Below are 14,955 nucleotides of genomic sequence, written 5' to 3'. Positions count from 1 at the left end.
CAGAGATGACGGTAACGATTATGGTTGTCGACGATAGCAAGCTTGCACGCATCGTCGCCGGCAAGACGATTGCGGCGCTTCAGCCTGAGTGGAAGCGCCTCGAGGCAGGCAATGCCGAGGAGGCGCTGAAGCTCGTCACCGAGCAGAAGGTCGACGTGGCGGTGCTCGACTTCAACATGCCCGGGCAGGACGGCTTGGAACTGGCGGCATCGTTGCGGGAGGCCCATCCGACCATGCCGATCGCGATCATCACGGCCAATATCCAGGATGAGGTCATTGCCCGCGCCCGCGCGGTCAACGCCACTTTCGTCACCAAGCCAGTGACGGAGGACGGCATGTCGGGCTTCCTCTCGGGCGCGGCCTTGCGACTGAAGCAGGCGCGCGAATGAGCAAGGACGACATTTCGCTCGACGAGCTGGAGCGCGACGCATTGACCGAAGTGGTCAATATCGGCGTCAGCCGAGCCGCGTCGAGTCTGCGCAAGATGGTCGGCCGGCAGGTCCTGCTCTCGGTGCCCGCGGTCGAGATCGTCACGCAGGCGGCAGCCGCAGCGCTGATCGGCCAGCGCGAGAGCGAAGAGCTCGTGGCCGTTAGGCAGCAATTCGAGGGTGCGTTCTCAGGGCGGGCGCTCCTGATTTTCCCGGAGACGAAAAGTCTCGAGCTCGTCCGGGCCGTGGTCGGAGACGATGTCGGGGCCGATCACCTCGCTGAAATGGAGGGCGAAGCGCTGAGCGAGACCGGCAACGTCATTCTCAATAATTGCCTTGGCACCATGGCCAACATGTTGCGGCGCTCCCTCAAGATGTCGCTGCCCGAAGTCATCAGAGGGACTGGTGTCCAGCTGTTCGAGAGTAGCGAGCGTTCCGACAAGGACGCGCTGGTGCTGTTTCTTTACATCAATTTTTCGGTGCATGAGCGCGATATTCGCGGATACTTGGCGATGTTGATGGATTTACCGTCGATGGCCGCGCTCAAGGTTCTGATTGGCGATTTCATCGCGCGTGTGACGGAAGATGTGGGCTAGTGGCTGATATGGGCGAGAGCATCGGGGCCGATGAGATCGAGCGACAGCGGCTGGCAAGCGAGCTCAGCCGCCTGGAGGGCGAAATCCGAACGGCCGAGCAGCGCCTTCATCTGACCCTGGAGGCGACCGGGGCGACCGGGGCGTGGGAATGGGCAATTCCGGCGAAGACGCTCCGGGGCGATGCGCGCTTTGCAGCATTTCTCTCACAGGATCCGGTCGAACTCGCCAACGGGGTTCCCGCCCGTCGCTTTTTCGCGAACATCCACCCGGACGATCAAAAGCGGATTCGGCTCGCGGTTGCCGGTATTCTTGCCGGCGCCGAAGTTTTCTCGAAAGAGTACCGTCTCATCCGGCCCGATGGCAGCATGCGCTGGGTCCACGCCAAGGGACGGGCGATTTTCGACGACAATGATGTGCCGATCAGATTTGTCGGCAGCCTCGTCGACATCACCGATCAGAAGCGCACGCAGGAACAACTCCGGATTGCGCAGTCGGCGGGAGCGATCGGCACATTCGAGCATGCCGAAGGCTATGGCACCGTGACGGTCTCGGAAGAGTTCTGCGCCTTGCTTGGCCTCCATCCCACGCGGGTCCTGCCGATTAGCACCGTCAACCGGCTGGTTCATGCGGAGGATCGCCCGATTATCGAGCCGATCCTTCCCGAGACCCCGAAGCCGGACAAGATTGTCGAATTCCGCATCACGAGAGCCGATAATGGCGCCTCGCGCTGGCTGACCCGGCGCGGCGAGTATGTCAGGGACCTGACCGGTCCCCGGCTGCGCTATATCGGCGTGGCCTATGACATCACCGCTTCGAAGCTCAATGAAGAGCGGCTCAGGCAGCTGAACGAGGACCTCGCGGAGAGCGTGCGCGAGCGGACACGGGATCGCGATCTGATCTGGCAGAACTCGCAGGATCTGCTCGCGGTGACGGACCTGCACGGCCGCATCTCCGATGCTAACCCGGCCTGGGCCGCCGTGCTGGGGCATGATAGCGCCGCGCTGATCGGCAGGCCCATCGCCGATCTGGCATCGCAAGACGGCTCCGCTGCGTTTCGCGCGGAGCTCGCCTCCGTGCTTGCGGCGGGCCGTGCGTCCTTCGAAACCGGCTTGACCCATGTCGACGGCTCGCTGCGCTGGATCTCCTGGACGGCCACACGCGAAGAAGACGCGGTCTATCTCTACGGCCGGCATGTCACGGTCGAGAGGGAACAGGCTTCGGCGCTTCGGGAGGCCGAGGCACAGCTGCGCCAGAGCCAGAAGATGGAAGCCGTCGGCCAGCTGACGGGAGGCATCGCTCACGATTTCAACAATATGCTGACGGGCATCATGGGCTCGCTCGACATCATCAAGCGCCGGATGGCCTCGGGTCGCCTTGAAGGCATCGACCGCTTCATGGATGCGGCGACGATCTCGGCGCAGCGCGCAGCCAGCCTGACGCATCGTTTGCTCGCGTTTTCCCGACGTCAGCCCCTGGACCGCAAGCCGGTGGATGTGCGGGACCTGATCATCGGCATGCGGGAATTGTTCGACCGCAGCCTTGGCGAACAGATCCGGTTGCTGATCCAGCCCTCTGCCGACTGCTGGACGGCCGTCACGGATGGCAACCAGCTGGAGAACGCCCTCCTGAACCTGGCCATCAATGCGCGCGACGCGATGCCCGATGGCGGACAGCTTACGATCGAAACGCGGAACATGACCCTTGCGCCCGGCGAAATCGCCGGGCTGGCCATTCACGCGCGCCAGGATTTCGTCGCGATCACCGTGCGCGACACCGGTGTCGGCATGGCCGCGGACGTGATTGAAAAGGCATTCGATCCGTTCTTCACGACCAAGCCGATTGGTCAGGGCACGGGCCTCGGCCTGTCGATGGTTTACGGCTTCACGCAGCAATCGGGCGGCACTGTCGCGATCAGCAGCAAGCCCGGCCTGGGAACGGCGATCACCCTCTATCTCCCGCGAAGCCAGGCGGATATCGGCGGCGAAAGCGATGCCGATCTCGCCGCGATCCCGGAAGGTGCGGGCCAGACCGTGCTGGTCGTCGAAGACGATGCGGCCGTGCGCCTGCTGGTGCTCGAGGTGCTCGAGGATCTGGGATATGCGACGCTCGAAGCGGTGAACGCGGATATGGCGCTCGCCGTCATGCGGGCGAACCCGCATATCGACCTGATGATCTCCGATGTCGGTCTTCCCGGAATGAACGGTCGTCAGCTCGCCGAGATCGCGCAGGGCAAGATGCCGGATCTCAAGGTGCTCTTCATCACCGGTTATGCGGCCAATGCGGTCAACCGGACCGACTTTCTGGCAGACCGCATGGATATGATCACGAAGCCCTTCGACCTGGAAAAGCTCGGACGGAAAATCAGCGAGATGCTGGCCAGCACTTGACGCGCAGCCGCATCAACGGCGACTTCGATGTCATGGCAGTGGTGAGGGCAGGTGCGGAGGGCGTACCGTTTCTGCCCATTCCCGTGCTGGCTTGGTGTCGTTACGACGACGAGACCAATCCTTTGGCCGGCCGATTTGGCGAGGCCGTGACAAGCTGAGTGGCGCCCCCTATTCATGACAACCTGAGCTTGCGGCCGACCAAAGCAGCGCAAAGGGCTGCCGGCCATGATCGGGATGGGGGCATGGGGGACGCACCGGATTGGGTGAAGGGCGGCGTCCTGCGACGCGGCCTCGCATTCCTGATCGATCTTGTCGTCGTGATGATCGTCACCCAGGCACTGGCGGCCGTCCTGTTCCCGCTGTCGAACGGGGCGCTGATCGACGGCTCCAGCTTCATGACGGATTGCCGGCCCGCGCAAGGCCGCCCCGCGACGATCGAGAGCCCCGTCGGCTTCCGGCCGACCGCGGAGAGCATCTGCACGAAATCGCTGCTCGGGCAGCCGACCGCCCGGTTCTACACGCTGTCACGGCAGGAGGCCGGTTCAAGCGTCACGACCTCGCTCAGCTATGCGTTGAACGCTGGGGACCAGATGACGCTGGCCTTCGACCTGTCGGTCCTGCAATGGCCGCTGCTGGCGCTGATGCGGTGGCTGCTGGAGATCCGCGGCGTGCCGAGCCTCGGGCGCCATCTGTTGTCCCTGCGCGTCCTGCCACGGTGGGACGAGCCGGCCACCGCAGCAGAGATCCGCGCCGCGCTTGGCCGGCGCTACATCCTGTTCGCGCTGCCCGGCCTGGCGTCGCTGGCAATGGCGGTCCTGCTGTTCGCGGCCCTTCGCTTCGGGGGGCCGCTTCCGAACGATCTGGAATCCATCCTGGGTTCCCTCGGCAACCTGCCGCACGCCATGGCGGTGATCGCCGCCTTGTACGCGATCGCGCGGGGGCGCGACGCCTTCTACGACGAAGCCGCGGGAACCACCGTGCTCCGCCTGGTGAACGGGGCCAGGGAGGTCGCGCCCGAGCAGCCCCCTGGTGCCGAACCTGGCATTCCCGGCGGCGCTCCGGGGCAAGCCGCGCTGTCCGCCGGTCTCCGGCCCGTCCCCTGGGCAACGCTGGCGCTGGCGGCTCTCCTCATCCTCGTCTTCATCGGCGAACTGGTTGAAACCTACGTCCGGTCGCAGAGCCTCGGTGTCACCGGCATGACCATCGTGCTGTTCGGCGGCGTCTCCAGCGAACTCGCTATCCAGGCCGGGCAATGGTACCGCCTCGCCCTCGCCATGTTCCTGCACTGGAGCCTGGCGCATCTGATCGGCAATGTCGTCATCCTGGCGATCGCCGGCTGGTTCCTGCAGCCGGTCCTCGGGATGGGCTGGCTTCTCGCCATCTTCCTGCTCGGCGGGCTTGCGGGGGCGCTCGGCTCGATCCTGCTGAACCCGGCAACCCTGATTGGTGCAGGGGCTTCCGGCGCCATCATGGCCGTGATCGCTGCGGGCCTCGTGGTGAGCCTCCGGCTTGCCGACGATGCCCGCCGCCTCTGGCTGCAGGCATTCTGCGTCGCGATCCTGCTCGCGACCTTCCTCGCCGGCGGCAGGCTCGCAGCTGGCCAGCTCGACCATGCCAGCCATGGCGGCGGGGCTCTCACCGGGGCCATTCTCGGCGCCCTGATCCTGCTGTCCTGGGATGCCGGGACGCGGCGCCCGCGCTGGGCCCGCCCTGCGCTTGCAGTCGCACTCGGCCTTACAGCCCTGCCATTCCTCTCGATCCCGCGCGCGGGCTTTGGTGACGTAGCCCTGGCGCGGATGACGATTCCGCCGGCGCGCTTGCCAAAGGACGATGCTGAATGGTTCGCACGCGCCGTCGAGCTCGTTCGCCAGTATCCGCGCGATCCGCGCAGCCATCTCGCCCATGCTGTGGCGGTCGGCAACGACAAGCTTGTGCGCGAGAGGGCCTTGACGCTGGTCAGCAGGACCCAGGCCGCCCTGTCCCCCGGCGATCTCCCCAAAGTCGAGCAGAACGCCTTCCTTGTCGTCGGCGAAGCGCGGCGGAAGGCGCGGGACTGGGACGCCGCGCGCGACCTTTACACCCGCGCGATTGCCACCGCGGCGGCGCCCGTGCCCGGGATCTTTGGCCTGCGCGCCCAGGCGGAGCTCGCGCTTGGCTTGCTCGATGCAGCGCTCGAGGACGCAGAAGCCCAGGTTCGCCTGCAACCGTCCAGTGCCGAGGCGCTGGTCGGCATGGCTGGTATCCTTGACGCCATGGGCCGGCAGCGCGACGCGATCGCCAGGTTCGATCAGGCGCTCGCGCTGGACCCGGACAATGTCAATGCGTTGCGCTATCGCGGCTGGCTTGCCTTCTTCGACGGACGGCCCGACGAGGCCATTCAGGGCCTCGAACGGGCCCTGACGCTCAAGCCCGATGATGCCTACGCCGCCTTGTGGCTGCACATCGTCTCCGCACGTTCGGGGCGAGGGGGGCGGCTCGCCACCGCCGCCAAGGGGGTCGACATGACGGTCTGGCCAGCCCCGATCATCCAGTTCTATCGCGGCGAGATCGATCGCAACGTCTTGCGCGCCGCGACGCAGAGCCGGGACCCAGTCACGCATGGCGACCAGACCTGCGAGGCGAATTTCTATCTCGGCGAATGGCACCTTCTGGAGAATGCCAAGGCCGAGGCCGACCCGTTCATCTTCTATGCGGCCACGAGTTGCCCGAAGACCTTCGTGGAATGGGCGGCCGCCCGCACCGAGCACCGGCTGATCGAGCGGTGACGCGCGTGGGTCAAACATTGGTCGCAACGGCGGAGAGGGCAATTCGGGGGCGTCGCTCGCTGCCCCGCCGTCGCATCGTCATGGCTCTCAGGCCGTGCAGGAAGATCGCCTGCGGATGAGCGTCCAGGCAAGGAGAAGTCCGACACTGACGGTGATCGCAGCATAGATCGCCGGCGCGGGATTGCTCAGAGTGCTCTTCGAACCCGCCCAGGCGACGATGAAGGCAAAGGGTATGACGCCGACTGAGTAGCCGAACAGGAAACGTCGGAACCGCATCCGGGTTATTCCGGCAATGGTGCAGCTGAGCTCGGGCAGGATCGGCAGCGCCTGACAGGCAAACAGCGTGAGCAGATCGTTCTTCGCAAAGGCCCGTTCGATCTCCGCGAGCTTTTCGCCATCCTTGAAAAGCCTGGCGAGGATGGGTCTGCCAAAGCGACGCCCCATCCCGTATCCACCAAGCCCCAACAGCATCAGCCCGGTGGCGGCGGAAGCTCCGCCCAGGAGCGGGCCCATCGCATATCCGGCGATCAGGATCGTCGTCATGGTGGGCACCGCAATCAAAAGGTCGATCGCCAGCAGCAGGACGACGCCCACTCCCAGATAGAGCGGGTTGATCTCCTTCGCGGCCTCGATGAAGGCGAGCGCACTGCGCTCGGAGACCAGGCCTGTCGCTTTGACGATGAGCGCGGTTGACGCGAACGCAAGGGCGAGGGCCAGCGCGACTTTCAGAAGGCCCTTCATGAGCCGCGCATCATCTTGCGGCTGAGCCCGGGCGCCAGCCTGGATATCAGCGGCAAGAGCCTCGCCTTTCCGACATGGATCTCCGGCCGCGCACGCCTGACGCCCGCCAGGATCGCCTCTGCAGCCTCGCGCGCCGATATCTTGCCGCTGCCGCGCCCCGCGGTCATCGGGGTCTCGACGAGGGGAAGGATCGCCTCGATCACGGCCACCCCGTCCGCTTCCAGCTGGTAGCGCAGGCTTTGGGAAAAGCTGTGCAGCGCCGCCTTGGTCGCGCAATAGAGCGCTGTCCGCTGTTTGGGGAGGAAAGCCAGTCCCGATGAAATGTTGACGATCGCGGTCCCCATGCCCTGCCGTCTCAGACCCGGCAGAAACCCGTGGGTCAGCAAGGCCGGGGCCAGCAGGTTGACCGCAATTTCGGCGTCCATTTTCAGGGGATCGAAATTAGGATCGGTCAGAGCGACGGGATATTGGAGCGCCGCATTGTTGATGAGCACGCTCACATCCGCATGGCGCGCCGCGATGTCGGCTGCCACCGCCCTGACCGCCGAAGGATCGGACAAGTCGATATCGATCGCCTCCAGTCCGTTGCGCGGCTCGAGCCGGCTTGCGCTTCGTGCCAGCACAATGACGGAGTGCCCGCCGGACAGGAGCTTTTCCAGCATCTCGGCTCCAATGCCCGAGGTGCCGCCCGTCAGAACGACTTTCGAGGATAGAGAAAGCGGGGTACGCATTCCGATGTCTTCTCTCCCTTTTGCCTGTCGTTGGTCCTCCTGCCATGCCTTCGAGCGTTCCCGATGAACCCGGGTTTAGATGAGCCAGGTTTTCCGGCCGGCCGACTCCTGGGTCAGCTCCGGGAGCTTGCCTTGCAGGACAGGCTCTGGGGCGACAAACTCTGGGCCGTCAGGGCTTACCCCAAGGGCCATGTCCTGTTCGATCCGGACAATGCGCCCGCTGATCTGTTCATCCTCACGAAGGGGCTGATCAAGCTGGTCTACGTCACGCCCGAGGGCGATGAGCGGATCAAGAGCTTCATCGCGGATCAGGGCCTGTTCGCGGTCGAGGATACCGGGCCGGCCTTCGGCGCACGAACACTTGAACCTTCCACGATCATCCGGATTCCCCTGCCATGGTTGCAGCAGCAGATCGCCGAGAACGCTGATCTGCAGCGCGCCTACGGCCAGTTCGCGGATTGGGTCAGGCAGCGCAAATCGCGCCGCGAGCAGGCCTTGCTCTGCGATTCCGCCGCGGAGCGATTTCGGGCCATGCAAATGCTCGAGCCGGGCTTGTTGAGCCGTCTCTCCCAGGGAGATATCGCGCGCTATCTCGGCATCACGCCCATTGCATTCAGCAGGATCAAACGACGCCTGAGCGCAGCAGGGTGACGGCATTGCACGCCGGAACCGTGACGTTCAACCATAGCCTCGCACAAGCAATCTGCGTTGCGGCGGTTCGAATTCGGCATCCCGGGCCGTCCTGCCCGCTCCGTCGCCAACCGCAATTTCATCGACAGCGATCACGCCATGCTGACCGAAGGTTCGCAGGGCCGGGTTCCCGGTTCCGCAGCGTCTCACCCACGCGGGCTAGCCTGCGCGGGCGGGCGTAAAATCCGCCCGGCGCGCCTGATCGATGGGTGTCCTGGCCTTCCAAACGCTGCCTGACCGCGCAAATGCGATGTCAGGACATGCCGTCAGGTGGCAAGCCGTTTCGGCGCAAAAGACGTCAGGCGGTGATCAGAGAAGCTGGAGGGAGCCTGCCGCTGTCTTGCCGCGTTCGGTTTTCAAGTCGAAAGCGACCTTCTGTCCTTCGGTCAGAGTCATCATGCCGGCCTCTTTCACGGCTGTGATGTGTACAAACACATCCTTGCCGCCGTCTGACGGCTGAATAAACCCGAAACCCTTCTCAGTATTGAACCATTTCACGTTTCCCGTCGCCATAGCCGCATCCTCTGAAGATTGCGTCTTGCGGGAGGCGGATGCCTGATCCGACGACCCACGGGGAAAGAATTGACCGAAAAGACAAGGTTGTCGAGATCAAACGTGAAGCGTAACTGGCCGACGATTACAATCGTTTATCATCACAACTGTAAGTTGCCATCAAATGGCGCTGATGCGTCAATATACACATCCGGTAGGGCTGGATCGATCATGCCCTGCGCCGGCGCGTGATCTTTCCAAAGGCGATGATCATTGCGCCGCGCGCAACCTGCGTCAGGGGAGGCGGACGTCCATTGCCCGCCGGTATCGCTCACGACTGCTCTGGTCTCGCGTGCGACGGCAAGGAGCGCCCCGTCCCGACATCGCCGCGCGCAGTATCCGCGAGCAAGGTCGCCGCATCCCTGAAAGCCTTCAGTGCCGTGTGGATCGCCGAATTGAGCGGCACCGTCGCTTGATACTGCCCAATCTCGCGGTGGGCGCTCTCGACCAGGGCGAGGAGTTTCTCCGCGTCATAGGGCGAGAAATGCCTCTGCGTGCGCGTCACCATCATCCAATCCTCTTCCACGGCGCGCGACCGCGCACAAAACCCTTCGAGACCAGTCGCTCGGCATCAGCGGCCAGGACTGCGAGATCATGCAGCAACATGCGGATCGCCTCGCGCGCATCTCCCTCGGCCTCGCGCAGCACCGCGTCGATATCCTGATCGGTGATGACCGTGATGGCCGGCTGGTCGTCGGGCATATTTCATTCCTGTAACAAGAACAAAATAGGAACATTGTGGGACTGGAGAGTCAAGGTTCCGGTGGCGACAACGCGATGGCGAGCGGGGCGATGTTCACGGCGCTGCGACCAGATCGACCCACCCATCGCGGCGATCTCGACCAGCATGATCGAACCATCTCCGTGCTTCTCGCCGCTGGCTTCCCGCCGCGCAGCAGCGACGTCTTCACCGGGCAGAAAGAAGCCCGGCGGTCGGGCCGGGCTCTCAATCAGAGTGGTTGGAGCCGGTTCTCGGCCGCCAGACTTGCGATCGGATATGTTCCCGTCATTTGATCTCCCACACCGTATTATGCGGGATGTCCATCGCGGTGTATCCGCCGGGGCCGGCCAGGACAGGCATCGCCAGGCAAGCAAAGGGCTCACGCCCGGTGATGCCCTTGTACTTGCCGGAGCCGCCGGTGATGACATGGGTGCCACAACCCATCTCCGGCTGCGATTTGTCGAGGTCCCGCGTATCAAAGGTGGAGAAAATCTTGTCGCCATCGGCGTCGGCCAGCACGCAGGCACCGTCGATGTATTTCTTGTCGCCCGACGCGATGCTCAGCGCTGTGCACTGTGCCGACATCTTGTCGAACATCTTTTCACCCTTCATGTTTTGGGTGGTGCCGACTGCCTCCAGCGAGGTGGCCGTGCCGAGGCCGGCAATGTCGATGTTCATCAAAGGTCGAAAGATGAAGTGCGTCACGTAGGGCGTGGTCCCCTTCTTTTCGATCGGCTGTCCGAGGACGACCCCGGGGGCCAAGGACAAGAGTAACCCGGAGAGAAACACTGTTTTGACAGGTGTCATCGTTGGTTCCTCCATGGTGTGAGCGGCGGAACAAGCTGACGCTCCGCGCCGCTGCAGATCAGGAGACCACCTGCTTGCGTTTGAGGCGTGTGTGGTTTCGCCGGGCGCCTGTCCCCCGACCAAGATCAAGCGCGCGGTCGCACGCCAACCCGATTGGCTTCGACGGAGCCTGGGACGAGACTGCATCTCCGATCGCCGATGCCTGGAGCGCGTCTCCAAGCTCATGTCGCAGCCGACGCATGAGCAATTGCCTCCCAAACAATAATACCAGAGTTTGCGTGCCGAACCACGTTCCGCGGCGCATTTTTGGGCTGGCGGCGGCTCTGCTCCGAATGCGGGGTCCGTGTCCTTCGAGACGACGCACCGGCCCAGGATAGAGGCGTGGTGTCGTCCTTCCAGGGACAGCGAGATCGGCGCGATCGAAGGGGCGAGGGCAACGGCCGCGTCGACCACTTAAGCCTCGATGAAACAAACGTACAATTGGGGCGGTCAATTGGAGCGCTTTTTTCGATCGCCATGCAATATCGTTTCGGCAGGTGATCCCAAGAGGCCCGTATGCTCCTGCTCGACCATCTCGCCAGATATCGTCAGCCGCCTGATTCCGCCGGTGCCGAAACGCGGGTGCCGGCCGACGCCGGACGCGCGTGTCCGCGCTCGCAAGCCGCCCGCGCTGCGGCTGACGGCCACCGCGTCGAGACCCTGCCATGAGCAAGGCTTCGATCAACTCGCAGCGCCTGCTCGACCGCCTGCGGGCGCTCGGCGAAATCGGCCGCCTCGCAGATGGCAGGCTGACACGGCTTGCCGGGTCGGATGCCGACAAAGCCGGCCGCGACGCGTTCGTCTCATGGCTGCAAGGTGCAGGGCTTGAGGTCGCCATCGACCGGATCGGCAATGTGTTCGGCATCTGGAAGCTGCCCGAAAACGCCGGCGAGCGGCCGCTGCTGCTCGGCTCCCATATCGACACGGTCATCGATGCCGGCATCTATGACGGCTGTTACGGCGTGCTGGCCGCGCTGGAGGTGATCGAGACGCTCAAGGAGGCCCGCTATGCGCCTGCCCGTCCCATCGCGGTCGCTGCCTTCACCAACGAGGAAGGGGTGCGCTACGCACCGGACATGATGGGCTCGCTCGTCCATGCCGGTGGGCTCGGCGCCGACGAAGCCTTGGCGACGGTCGGCACGGACGGAACAATCCTCGGGGCGGAGCTTGCGCGCATCGGGTATGCCGGCCAGGAGGAGCCGGGCTTCCTCAAGCCGCACGCCTATATCGAGCTGCATATCGAGCAGGGGCCGGTGCTCGATCGCGAAAGCGTTCCGATCGGCGCGGTCGAGAACCTCCAGGGCATCTCCTGGCAGCGCGTAACCATTGACGGACATGCCAACCATGCAGGCACGACGCCGATGTCGATGCGTCGCGATGCCGGCTATGCCGCGGCCCGCGTCATCGCCTTTCTACGCGACCGGGCCAGGACTTCGAACACACCGACGGTCGCGACGGTGGGCTGCATCAGCTTCGAGCCGAACGCCATCAACGTCATCCCCTCGCGCGCGACCTTCACCGTGGACTTGCGCGATCCCGATGAGCAGCGCCTTCTCGAAGAGGAGGACGCGCTGGCCGACCATCTCAAGGAACTGGCGGGCGCCGAGGATGTGACGATCTCCGTCGAGCGGCTGGCGCGGTTCCAGCCGGTGACATTCGATCGCGGCATCGTGGAGCTCATAGAGAAAGCCGCGCGCGGTCGCGGGCTGGCCGCGAAGCGCATGACCTCGGGGGCCGGCCACGATGCCCAGATGATCGCCCGGATCGCGCCCGCGGCGATGATCTTCGTGCCGAGCGTCGATGGCATCAGCCATAATCCGCGCGAACATACGTCCGGAACGGATCTGGTTGCCGGGGCGAACATCCTGCTCGACGTCGTCGCGCAGCTCGCCGCAAACTAGGAGACACGCGTGCCCGAAGCGCCGACACTGATCCTGTTCGTCTTTGCTTGTCTGGCCCTGATCCTGACGCCTGGCCCGGATATGGCCCTGACCTTGACCCGTGGCATCACCCAGGGTTTCCGCCTGGCGCTGTTGAGCGTGGTCGGAACCTGGGCCGCGGGATTCGTGCAAATACCGCTCGTGGTGATCGGCCTGGCTGCGGTTTTCCAGCAGTCGCCAAGCCTGTTCATGGCGGTGAAATTGGCCGGCGCCCTCTATGTCGCTTATCTCGCCTTCCGCGCGCTCAGGCGCTGTCTTGCCCCGGCAGCAGCTGCAGTTCCGGCGCTGGCGGCCGCTGACCGAACGGTGTTCTGGCAGGGCTTTTTCACCAATCTGCTCAATCCCAAGGTCTTCCTCTTCCTCACGGCCTTTCTGCCGCAATTCGCCGATCCCGCGGCCGGGCCGATATGGCGCCAGCTGCTGATCCTCGCGATCATTTCGAAGACGCTCGGGCTTCTGGTCGGAATTGGCATTGCGGGAGGGGCGGCGCAGCTCCGCGGCTGGCTCTCACGGAATGCCTGGTTCGCAAGAATCCAGGACGGTGTGCTGGGTACGGTCATGCTCGCAATCGCGGCGCAACTGGTCGTGAGCCACGGTACACCGCCTGGCGTCGCCGGACGCTGATGAGCGCACACATGACTTCGCCGGACTGAGGACCGTCAAACGCCACAGGCCGGTGACCTGGTTGGATCGGCATAGCCAGCGCCGGCGGCCGGGTCGCGCACTCGATCCCGACCCAGTCATCGCCGCGGCAGGCGGACACCAGATTCGCGACCGCAGATCAGTGGTGCAAGGAGGTGGCGTCAAAGGGCTGCTCCCGAATGAGCGTCAATTCGGTCGCGACGATGTCGGGTGAGGCGCTGCTTTCGGTCTTGAAGGCGCGGCGCAGCCAGCCATTGGCGTCGATCAGAACCTGCGCGGGCGGCGCCTTGCCGCCGGTCAGTTCCGCGAGCGCAGCGGCCAGCGGCTCGGGGTCCTCGACCGGGCAGCGGGCGACCGCGCCGTCGGCCTGGACCTGCGCCGTCGCGCCCAGCGGGCCGGGCTCGATCCACAGGCGCAGGACCCGGCCATTACCCGGCGCCAGGATAGCGTCGTCGCGGCAGCGGGCGACGAAGCCCGGCATGCGGGCGGCCCCGGCAAAGCGCATCTCGGAGGGGGCATAGATGCGGGCGCCGGCGCGCAGCCGGATGAAATCGATCAGGGCCCAGATCTCGGCATCCTCGAGCCCGGTTGCCGCCGGCATCGGCTCGGCGCCATGCCGGATCGACCAGAACAGCTCTCCGCCCGGCCGGCCTGCGATCAGCGGCGCCGAGAGATCCGGCGGCCAGACAGCTTGCGCGACCGCGACCGGACCGCGGCCGCGCGCGTCGCTGCCATGGCAGCTCGCGCAGTCGCGCTGGAACAGCGCCCGGCCCGTTGCGATCGCGCGCGCGGAATGCCCGGTCGGCGAGAGCTGGAAGCTAGTCGGCACCGCGGCGACGACATAGGGCCGCCATGGCGGCACCTGGACATAGAACAGCGCGACGGCTCCGGCCGCGAGGGCCGGCCAGCGCAGTTTGCGCAGCAGGAAAGCCAGCGCGAAGAGCGCGACCGCGATGGCGACAGGGCCGAGCAGGCGCAGGAGCCCGTCGCGCAGATAGGCATCGTCCCAGAGCCCCGGAACAGGTCGCAGCGGGAGGGGCCAATCCGGCTGTTCGTGGATGCCCGGCGGCTGGCTTGCGAGTGCTGCGGCAGCCGCGACCATGGCCAGTCCGAGGCCGGTCTCAAGGGCGAGGGCGCGCCGCAGGCCGCGTGTCGAACCGCCGGCTTCCGCTTGCGGCACGAAGCGGAAGCGGCTGGCGCTTGCGATCGCCAGCAGGCCCGCGAAAAGCACGAGCTTGAGCAGGATGAGCCGGCCGTAACTCGTGCCGAGCGTCGCCGCCAGCGTGCCGAGAAGCGCCTGAACCTGCATCAGCGAGGTGAGGGCAAGCGTCAGCACGCAGGCGAGGCCGAGCGGCGTGAAACGGCGTGCGATTGCGGCGGCCTGCGCGGGCAGGAGAGTGCAGGTCGCGAGCAGCGGCAGCAGCGCGCCGAGCCAGAGCCCGGCTGCCACGACATGCAGGCCAAGGGCGATCGTGACCCAGCCCTCGGTCGCCGCGCCATGGCCGAGCCCGCCTTGCAGGAAGGCAGCAGCGGCGAGAAGCGGCAGGGCGATCGATCGCCCGCTTTTCTCGCTCTGCAGCAGCCACAGCGCGATGACCAGCAAGGCGAGGCGCAGCAGCAAGGTCTCGCCGAAGCGGGTCTGGAGGACGGCAAGCGCCGCCTCCCGGCTTGCGACGGCGTTTCCCAGCATGGCGCCGCCCTGGAACCAGAGCCAGGCGACGCCGCTGACAAGGGAGATTGCGACGCCGGCCCGGCTGAACCAGGTCAACCTCCGCAGCAACGAGGCAGCCTCCGGCGCGGCGCCCAGTCGTCCCCATGCCAGCAGTCGAAAGGCTTCGGTGCCGAGGCTGGACAGCAAGGCGGCCAGATGGAGCCAGCGGATCGCCGGCAGCGCCGCCTCGATGAACCCGTTCACA

15 protein-coding genes are annotated in these 14,955 nt (G+C 65.3%); 7 read left to right on the top strand and 8 right to left on the bottom strand.

Features of this window, described 5'->3' with window-relative positions; all coding sequences use genetic code 11:
- Window positions 1-5: 5 nt before the first annotated feature.
- The 4 genes from BIWAKO_RS30965 (at window position 6) to BIWAKO_RS30950 (ending at window position 6,176) form a co-directional block, all read left to right on the top strand.
- Window positions 6-389, top strand: coding sequence for a response regulator transcription factor (locus tag BIWAKO_RS30965; RefSeq protein ID WP_069881906.1), 384 nt, complete (start codon window positions 6-8; stop codon window positions 387-389).
- The gene (locus tag BIWAKO_RS30960; RefSeq protein WP_069881905.1) at window positions 386-1,024 is read left to right on the top strand and encodes a chemotaxis protein CheX; all 639 of its coding nucleotides are present in this window, start codon (window positions 386-388) and stop codon (window positions 1,022-1,024) included. Before BIWAKO_RS30965 ends, BIWAKO_RS30960 begins: the two co-directional genes overlap by 4 nt.
- Before the next feature lie 8 nt (window positions 1,025-1,032).
- Window positions 1,033-3,411, top strand: coding sequence for a hybrid sensor histidine kinase/response regulator (locus tag BIWAKO_RS30955; protein WP_069881904.1), 2,379 nt, complete (start codon window positions 1,033-1,035; stop codon window positions 3,409-3,411).
- A 242-nt stretch (window positions 3,412-3,653) separates the two neighbouring features.
- Complete coding sequence (locus BIWAKO_RS30950; RefSeq protein ID WP_069881903.1) at window positions 3,654-6,176, top strand: rhomboid family intramembrane serine protease; 2,523 nt, start codon at window positions 3,654-3,656, stop codon at window positions 6,174-6,176.
- Window positions 6,177-6,263: 87 nt separating this feature from the next.
- Here BIWAKO_RS30950 and BIWAKO_RS34585 read toward each other — a convergent pair whose 3' ends face one another.
- Together BIWAKO_RS34585 and BIWAKO_RS30940 are read right to left on the bottom strand one after the other, a co-directional pair.
- Window positions 6,264-6,917, bottom strand: coding sequence for a TVP38/TMEM64 family protein (locus BIWAKO_RS34585; RefSeq protein ID WP_084652059.1), 654 nt, complete (start codon window positions 6,915-6,917; stop codon window positions 6,264-6,266).
- A complete protein-coding gene (locus tag BIWAKO_RS30940) occupies window positions 6,914-7,648 on the bottom strand; it encodes an SDR family oxidoreductase (protein WP_069881902.1) in 735 nt (244 codons plus the stop codon). Before BIWAKO_RS30940 ends, BIWAKO_RS34585 begins: the two co-directional genes overlap by 4 nt.
- A gap of 132 nt (window positions 7,649-7,780) precedes the next feature.
- On the opposite strand from BIWAKO_RS30940, the gene BIWAKO_RS30935 reads away from it, so the two are divergent.
- Window positions 7,781-8,299: a Crp/Fnr family transcriptional regulator gene (locus tag BIWAKO_RS30935; RefSeq protein WP_069881901.1), complete on the top strand. Its 519-nt coding sequence runs from the start codon at window positions 7,781-7,783 to the stop codon at window positions 8,297-8,299.
- 348 nt (window positions 8,300-8,647) lie between these two features.
- Here the strand turns inward: BIWAKO_RS30935 and BIWAKO_RS30930 are convergent, their stop codons facing one another.
- The 5 genes from BIWAKO_RS30930 to BIWAKO_RS30910 all read right to left on the bottom strand — a co-directional run bounded on the left by BIWAKO_RS30930 (window position 8,648) and on the right by BIWAKO_RS30910 (window position 10,418).
- Window positions 8,648-8,851, bottom strand: coding sequence for a cold-shock protein (locus tag BIWAKO_RS30930; RefSeq protein ID WP_069881900.1), 204 nt, complete (start codon window positions 8,849-8,851; stop codon window positions 8,648-8,650).
- Window positions 8,852-9,161: 310 nt separating this feature from the next.
- Complete coding sequence (locus BIWAKO_RS30925) at window positions 9,162-9,398, bottom strand: hypothetical protein (RefSeq protein ID WP_069881899.1); 237 nt, start codon at window positions 9,396-9,398, stop codon at window positions 9,162-9,164.
- Window positions 9,398-9,592, bottom strand: a complete 195-nt coding sequence (locus BIWAKO_RS30920; protein WP_069881898.1) for a hypothetical protein — start codon at window positions 9,590-9,592, stop codon at window positions 9,398-9,400. Before BIWAKO_RS30920 ends, BIWAKO_RS30925 begins: the two co-directional genes overlap by 1 nt.
- Window positions 9,593-9,595: 3 nt before the next feature.
- The gene (locus tag BIWAKO_RS36225; protein ID WP_176733447.1) at window positions 9,596-9,739 is read right to left on the bottom strand and encodes a hypothetical protein; all 144 of its coding nucleotides are present in this window, start codon (window positions 9,737-9,739) and stop codon (window positions 9,596-9,598) included.
- Window positions 9,740-9,896: 157 nt separating this feature from the next.
- On the bottom strand, window positions 9,897-10,418 hold the full coding sequence (locus BIWAKO_RS30910) for a hypothetical protein (protein WP_244523597.1): 522 nt from the start codon (window positions 10,416-10,418) through the stop codon (window positions 9,897-9,899).
- Between the two features lie 704 nt (window positions 10,419-11,122).
- Here BIWAKO_RS30910 and BIWAKO_RS30905 point away from each other — a divergent pair.
- Window positions 11,123-12,358 (top strand): Zn-dependent hydrolase, encoded by a 1,236-nt coding sequence (locus BIWAKO_RS30905; RefSeq protein WP_069881895.1) that lies wholly within the window; start codon window positions 11,123-11,125, stop codon window positions 12,356-12,358.
- A 9-nt stretch (window positions 12,359-12,367) separates the two neighbouring features.
- Window positions 12,368-13,021, top strand: coding sequence for a LysE family translocator (locus tag BIWAKO_RS30900; RefSeq protein ID WP_201788672.1), 654 nt, complete (start codon window positions 12,368-12,370; stop codon window positions 13,019-13,021).
- Between the two features lie 157 nt (window positions 13,022-13,178).
- Here the strand turns inward: BIWAKO_RS30900 and BIWAKO_RS30895 are convergent, their stop codons facing one another.
- Window positions 13,179-14,954 (bottom strand): CopD family protein, encoded by a 1,776-nt coding sequence (locus BIWAKO_RS30895; RefSeq protein WP_069881894.1) that lies wholly within the window; start codon window positions 14,952-14,954, stop codon window positions 13,179-13,181.
- Window position 14,955 lies beyond the last annotated feature (1 nt).

This window comes from Bosea sp. BIWAKO-01 (assembly GCF_001748145.1).
Taxonomy (GTDB): domain Bacteria; phylum Pseudomonadota; class Alphaproteobacteria; order Rhizobiales; family Beijerinckiaceae; genus Allobosea.
This window is presented reverse-complemented; position numbering and strand designations above follow the sequence as displayed.

Bases quoted from the DNA above. Each gene is read 5' to 3' on its own strand.
- BIWAKO_RS30965 (WP_069881906.1), top strand. From the start codon at position 6: ATGACGGTAACGATTATGGTTGTCGACGATAGCAAGCTTGCACGCATC.
- BIWAKO_RS30960 (WP_069881905.1), top strand. From the start codon at position 386: ATGAGCAAGGACGACATTTCGCTCGACGAGCTGGAGCGCGACGCATTG.
- BIWAKO_RS30955 (WP_069881904.1), top strand. From the start codon at position 1,033: ATGGGCGAGAGCATCGGGGCCGATGAGATCGAGCGACAGCGGCTGGCA.
- BIWAKO_RS30950 (WP_069881903.1), top strand. From the start codon at position 3,654: ATGGGGGACGCACCGGATTGGGTGAAGGGCGGCGTCCTGCGACGCGGC.
- BIWAKO_RS34585 (WP_084652059.1), bottom strand. From the start codon at position 6,917: ATGAAGGGCCTTCTGAAAGTCGCGCTGGCCCTCGCCCTTGCGTTCGCG.
- BIWAKO_RS30940 (WP_069881902.1), bottom strand. From the start codon at position 7,648: ATGCGTACCCCGCTTTCTCTATCCTCGAAAGTCGTTCTGACGGGCGGC.
- BIWAKO_RS30930 (WP_069881900.1), bottom strand. From the start codon at position 8,851: ATGGCGACGGGAAACGTGAAATGGTTCAATACTGAGAAGGGTTTCGGG.
- BIWAKO_RS30925 (WP_069881899.1), bottom strand. From the start codon at position 9,398: ATGGTGACGCGCACGCAGAGGCATTTCTCGCCCTATGACGCGGAGAAA.
- BIWAKO_RS30920 (WP_069881898.1), bottom strand. From the start codon at position 9,592: ATGCCCGACGACCAGCCGGCCATCACGGTCATCACCGATCAGGATATC.
- BIWAKO_RS36225 (WP_176733447.1), bottom strand. From the start codon at position 9,739: ATGCTGGTCGAGATCGCCGCGATGGGTGGGTCGATCTGGTCGCAGCGC.
- BIWAKO_RS30910 (WP_244523597.1), bottom strand. From the start codon at position 10,418: ATGACACCTGTCAAAACAGTGTTTCTCTCCGGGTTACTCTTGTCCTTG.
- BIWAKO_RS30905 (WP_069881895.1), top strand. From the start codon at position 11,123: ATGAGCAAGGCTTCGATCAACTCGCAGCGCCTGCTCGACCGCCTGCGG.